This window comes from Rhizobacter sp. (assembly GCF_031412075.1).
Classification (GTDB): domain Bacteria; phylum Pseudomonadota; class Gammaproteobacteria; order Burkholderiales; family Burkholderiaceae_C; genus Rhizobacter.
The window spans coordinates 1-5,318 of record NZ_JANOCG010000119.1; the positions used below are offsets into that span (position 1 = coordinate 1).

At 65.4% G+C, this 5,318-nt stretch carries 6 protein-coding genes; 5 read left to right on the forward strand and 1 reads right to left on the reverse strand.

What is annotated here, in order from left to right; genetic code table 11:
- Positions 1 to 301, forward strand: a 301-nt coding sequence (locus RMO40_RS04285) for a DNA-3-methyladenine glycosylase (RefSeq protein WP_309716782.1), incomplete at its 5' end; no start/stop codon positions are given.
- 45 nt (positions 302 to 346) lie between these two features.
- Here the strand turns inward: RMO40_RS04285 and RMO40_RS04290 are convergent.
- Positions 347 to 1,465, reverse strand: coding sequence for a 5-methyltetrahydropteroyltriglutamate--homocysteine S-methyltransferase (locus RMO40_RS04290; protein ID WP_309716785.1), 1,119 nt, complete (start codon positions 1,463 to 1,465; stop codon positions 347 to 349).
- 158 nt (positions 1,466 to 1,623) lie between these two features.
- Between RMO40_RS04290 and RMO40_RS04295 the strand changes: the two genes are divergently transcribed.
- The 4 genes from RMO40_RS04295 to RMO40_RS04310 all read left to right on the forward strand — a co-directional run.
- Complete coding sequence (locus RMO40_RS04295; RefSeq protein WP_309716788.1) at positions 1,624 to 2,700, forward strand: aromatic ring-hydroxylating dioxygenase subunit alpha; 1,077 nt, start codon at positions 1,624 to 1,626, stop codon at positions 2,698 to 2,700.
- A gap of 129 nt (positions 2,701 to 2,829) precedes the next feature.
- Positions 2,830 to 3,603, forward strand: a complete 774-nt coding sequence (locus RMO40_RS04300) for a GntR family transcriptional regulator (RefSeq protein ID WP_309716791.1) — start codon at positions 2,830 to 2,832, stop codon at positions 3,601 to 3,603.
- Positions 3,604 to 3,772: 169 nt separating this feature from the next.
- Positions 3,773 to 4,747, forward strand: a complete 975-nt coding sequence (locus RMO40_RS04305; protein WP_309716793.1) for a 2Fe-2S iron-sulfur cluster-binding protein — start codon at positions 3,773 to 3,775, stop codon at positions 4,745 to 4,747.
- A 120-nt stretch (positions 4,748 to 4,867) separates the two neighbouring features.
- Positions 4,868 to 5,318 (forward strand): ABC transporter substrate-binding protein (locus RMO40_RS04310; RefSeq protein ID WP_309716795.1); only part of this gene is annotated, 451 nt, incomplete at its 3' end.

Here is a 5,318-nt window from a genome sequence, read left to right on the forward strand (position 1 = left end):
CCGCGCGATCGAGCCCTTGCAAGGCCTGGATCAGATGCGTGAACGGCGCGGGGTGAACGACGAGCGCCTGCTCTGCGCCGGCCCGGGGCGCTTGGCGCAGGCGCTGGGTGTGACGCGTGACCTCAATGGGCTGCGGCTGGATCGGGCGCCGTTCGAGCTGAGGGCGCGGGAGCAACCGGTGAACGTGGTGGCGGGTCCGCGCATCGGGATCACGAAAGCGGTGGAGCTGCCGTGGCGCTTCGGCTTGGCAGGATCGCGTTTCCTGAGTAAAGCTTTCAGCGTCAAAGTCCGCTCAGGCTGAGCGGATGGTGGTGGTCGAAGAACTCGGTGAGGGCGCAGTGCGCCCTCAGCCTCCCCACACCTCGCGCGCCGTCTCCACCACCAGCTTGAGCTTGTTGCGCTGCGCTTCCACCGCGATGTTGTTGCCGTGCACCGTGCTGCTGAAGCCGCACTGCGGTGACAGGCACAGCTGCTCCAGTGGTGCGTACTTCGCGGCCTCGTCGATGCGGCGCTTGAGCGTGTCTTTGCTCTCCATCTCGCCGAACTTCGTAGTGACGAGACCGAGCACCACCGTCTTGCCCTTGGGCAGGTAGCGCAGCGGGCGAAAGTCGCCCGAGCGGTCGTCGTCGTATTCGAGGAAGTAGGCGTCGAGGTTCATCTCGGCCAGCAGCGCCTCGGCCACCGGCTCGTAGTTGCCGGCTGCGGCGTGGGTGCTCTTGAAGTTGCCGCGGCACAGGTGCATGGCGAGCGTCATGCCGGCGGGCTTTTGCGCCACCACCAGGTTGATGAACTTGGCGTAGCGGTGCGGCAGCTCGTTGGGGTCGTCACCACGTTGGCGGGCGGCCTCGCGCATGTGCTCGTCGCACAGGTAGGCCATGTTGGTGTCGTCCATCTGCACATAGGTGCAGCCGGCCGCGGCGAGTGAGCGCAGTTCGTCGCCGTAGGCATTGGCCACGTCTTGATAGAACGTGGGCTCAAGCTCGGGATAGTGCTCGCGGCTGATGCCGGCGCGCCCGCCGCGAAAGTGCAGCATGGTGGGAGAGGGGATGGTCACCTTGGCCGTGCTGCCGGGTGCGAGCTGGCTCTTGAGGTACTGAAAGTCGGCGAGCTGGATGTCCTTGATGTGGCGCACTTTGTCGATCACCTTCATCACCGGCGGGGCCAGCTCTTCGCTGCCGTCGGGCCGGATGATCGTCACCGGGATGTCGGTTTTCACGCCGCCCAGCTGCTCCAGAAAGTCGATGTGGAAATAGGTACGGCGGAATTCACCGTCGGTGATGCTCTTCAGGCCCACGTCTTCCTGGAACTTGACGATCTCGGTGATGGCGTCGTCTTCCACGCGGCGCAACTCGGCGGCCGAAATCTCGCCCTTGGCTTTTTTCTCGCGGGCTTCGAGCAGGCGCTTGGGGCGCAAAAAGCTGCCCACGTGGTCGGCGCGAAAGGGGGGTGCGGTGCGCGTGCTCATGGCGGTCTCCTGGGTCGGGGAAGTGCGCCATGTTAGTTACCAGCCCGTCAGATGAATACAGGAGTTCCCCAAAGAACAGGGTAAACCCTTGTTTAATTGGGTTTGAATGAGCGAATAGACTTTCTATGTATACAACGCGTATTCAGGAAAGTCGGATCATGAAGCCTTACCCCCTCAACGCCTGGTATGCCGCTGCCTATGACGTGGAGGTGAAAGCGGCCCTCCTGAGCCGCACCATCTGCGGCCAAAAGATTGTCATGTTCCGCCGTCAAGACGCCTCGGTCGCCGTGCTCGAAGACGCCTGCTGGCACCGCCTGCTGCCGCTCAGCAAGGGCACGCTGCACGACGATCAGATCACATGCGGCTACCACGGCCTGGTCTTCAACGGCGACGGCCGCTGCACCCACATGCCCTCGCAAGAAACCATCAACCCGTCGGCCTGCGTGAGGGCGTACCCGGTGGTGCAGAAGCACCGCTTCATCTGGGTCTGGCCCGGCGACCCGGCGCTGGCCGATGAAAGCAAGGTGCCCGACCTGCACTGGAACGACGACCCGGCCTGGGCGGGCGACGGCCAGCTGATCCGCGTCAACTGCGACTACCGCCTGGTGCTCGACAACCTGATGGACCTGACGCACGAGACCTTTGTGCACGGCTCCAGCATCGGCCAGCGCGCCGTGGCCGAGGCGCCCTTTGTGGCCACGCATGGCGACAAGACGGCCACCGTGACACGTTGGATGGAAGGCATCGATGCGCCGCCGTTCTGGGCCGGGCAACTCAAGCATGCGAGAGGGCATGAGGGCCTGGTCGACCGCTGGCAGATCATCCGCTTCGAGGCGCCGTGCACCATCGCCATCGACGTGGGCGTCGCGCCCACCGGCACCGGTGCGCCACAAGGTGATCGCTCCAAAGGGGTGAACGGCTTTGTGCTCAACACCATCACCCCCGAGACCGATGGCACCTGCCACTACTTTTGGGCCTTTGCACGCAACTACTGCCTGGGCGAACAACGCCTCACGCACGAGCTGCGCGAAGGCGTGGCCAACATCTTCCGTGAAGACGAGTTGATTCTCGAAGCACAGCAACAAGCCATCAACGAGCACCCGGGCTACAGCTTCTACAACCTCAACATCGACGCCGGTTCGATGTGGGCGCGCAAGCTGATCGAGAAGATGGTGAAGGCCGAAGCGCCGCCGCCGGGGGCGCCGAAAGTGATTCCGCTGCGGAGTGCGGCGTGAGGGGGGTTGGCTTGCCCGCAAGTTTCACCGCCAAGGCGCGAAGAACGCCAAGGTCGCAGAGAAAGCCTTTGCATTCCTTGGCGACCTTTGCGTCCTTTGCGACTCTGCGGTGAAAAGGAGCGACGAACCATGACAACAAGACTCGAAGTCGCCGAAGACCCCGGCACCTCGCAAACCGTCCGCACACAACTCAAGCTCAGAGCGCTGATCGTCGGCGGTGAGCTCAAGCCTGGCAGCCGCATTGCCGAGCTGGCGCTGGTCGAGCTGCTGGGGGCCTCGCGCACGCCGATCCGCATGGCCTTGGTGCGCCTGCAGGAAGAGGGCTTGCTCGAAGCCCTGCCCAACGGTGGCTTTGCGGTGAAGGACTTTTCCGAAGCCGACATCCATGACGCGATCGAAGTGCGCGGCACGCTCGAAGGCCTGGCCGCGCGCCTGGCCGCCGAGCGCGGCGTGAGCTCGGTGCTGCTGGCCGAAGCGCGCGACTGCATCGCCCGCATCGACGCGCTGCTGGCCCAACCTGAGCTGACCGAAGAGTCCTTCACCGGCTACGTCGAACAGAACGGCCGTTTCCACGACCTGCTGTCCGAGATGGCGGGCAGCGACCTCGTGGCGCGCCAGCTCGACCGGGCCAAGACGCTGCCGTTTGCGTCGCCCAACGGCTTCGTGATGGCGCGTTCCACCGGCCCCGATGCGCGCGACATTTTGGTGGTGGCCCAAGAGCAGCACCGCAGCGTCATCGAAGCCATCGTGCAGCGCGAGGGCGCACGAGCCGAAGCCCTGATGCGCGAGCACGCGCGCATTGCCCACCAGAATCTGCGGGCCGCGCTGCAAAGCCACCAGAGCCTGCAAAAACTGCCCGGCGCGAGCCTGATCCGCCGCCGCGCCACACCCGCTCACCGTTGACCCTGCCACTCCGCTCGCGCTGAGCCCCCACTCCGTTCGCCCTGAGCCTGTCGAAGGGTGCGTAGTGCACGGCGCTGGCTTCGACAAGCTCAGCCCGAACGGTGGGGGGACTCAAAAAGTTCTCAGCCCGAACGGGTCAATCAAACGGCGTGTTTTGAAAGGACTGCCCATGAAAAACAACCAAACCTGGCACCCCGCCCACATCCGCACCCACCGCAACCTGAGCCCCACGGTGCGCGAGTTTCAGATCCGCCCCGAAGGCGGGGTGAAACCGTGGACGGTGGGCAGCCACTTGAAGCTTCGTGTCTTGGTCGATGGCCGCGAGGAAACCCGCTCCTATTCACTCGTCGGCCTGCACGACCCCGAGGTCTACCGCATCGCCGTCAAGCGCGCCGAGCCCAGCCGCGGCGGCTCACGCTACATGTGGGGCCTGGAAGCCGGCGCTGAGCTGATGATCGGCGAGCCCAACAACCACTTCGAGCTGGCCTTCAACGCGCCACAGTTCCTGTTGATCGCCGGCGGCATCGGCATCACGCCGCTGGTGGGCATGGCGCAGATTCTGGCGGGCAAGGGCGCTGATGTGCGCATGCGCTATGCCGCCCGCTCGGCCGCCGAGCTGGTGCTGGGCGACGTGCTGACGGCTGCATTGGGCGAGCGGCTGCAGACCTTCTGCAGCGACGCCGGGCAACGCCTCGATCTCGATGCCGAGATCGCTGCGCTGGCGCCGCGCGGCCAGATGCTGGTGTGCGGCCCCATCCCGCTGCTCGATTCGGCGCGCGAGGCCTGGCAGCGCGCCGGCCGTGCGCCGGCCGACCTGCGCTTCGAGACCTTCGGCAACAGCGGCCACTACCAGGCCCAGCCCTTCTGGGTGGAGCTGCCGCGCCACCAACTGCGCATCGAAGTACCGGCCGACCGCAGCCTGCTCGACGTGTTGAACGAGGCCGGGGTCGAAACCCTCTTCGACTGCTGCCGCGGCGAGTGTGGCCTGTGCGCCATGGACGTGCTGTCGGTGCAAGGAGAGATCGACCACCGCGACGTTTTTTTCAGCCCGCACGAGCAGCAGGCCAACCAACGCCTGTGCGCCTGCGTTTCAAGGGTCAGCGGTGGCGGTGTGGTGCTCGACACCGCCTATCGCGCCGACTAACAGCGGGCGATCGGCTATGCCACATCGGCATAGCTGCTAGTCGATCGCCCCAATTGCCCGATCGCGTGCGCATGCCGCACATTCACCCCATTCACCGCCCTCACGTTGGAGACACACCTCATGCAAAAACGCCAAGTCCTCAAAGGACTCATCCCGGTCGCGCTCGCCCTGTGCCTGCCCTCGGGTTTTGCGCAAACCGCGCCGTTCAAGATCGGTTTTATCCTGCCCATGACGGGCCAGTCGGCCTCCACCGGCCGCCAGATCGAAGCCGCGGTCAAGCTCTACATGGCGCAAAACGGCAGCACCGTCGCCGGCCGCAAGATCGAGCTCATCGTCAAGGACGACGGGGCCGTGGCCGACGCCACGCGCCGCATCGCGCAGGAGCTGGTGGTCAACGACAAGGTCGACGTGATCGCCGGCTTTGGCATCACCCCCACCGCGATGGCCACCGCGCCGATCGCCACCCAGAGCAAGACGCCGATGGTGGTGACGGCTGCGGCCACCTCGGTCATCACCACCGCCTCGCCCTACATCGTGCGCACCAGCTTCACCTTGCCGCAAGCGGCGGTGA

Bases quoted from the DNA above. Each gene is read 5' to 3' on its own strand.
- RMO40_RS04305 (WP_309716793.1), top strand. From the start codon at position 3,773: ATGAAAAACAACCAAACCTGGCACCCCGCCCACATCCGCACCCACCGC.
- RMO40_RS04300 (WP_309716791.1), top strand. From the start codon at position 2,830: ATGACAACAAGACTCGAAGTCGCCGAAGACCCCGGCACCTCGCAAACC.
- RMO40_RS04295 (WP_309716788.1), top strand. From the start codon at position 1,624: ATGAAGCCTTACCCCCTCAACGCCTGGTATGCCGCTGCCTATGACGTG.
- RMO40_RS04290 (WP_309716785.1), bottom strand. From the start codon at position 1,465: ATGAGCACGCGCACCGCACCCCCCTTTCGCGCCGACCACGTGGGCAGC.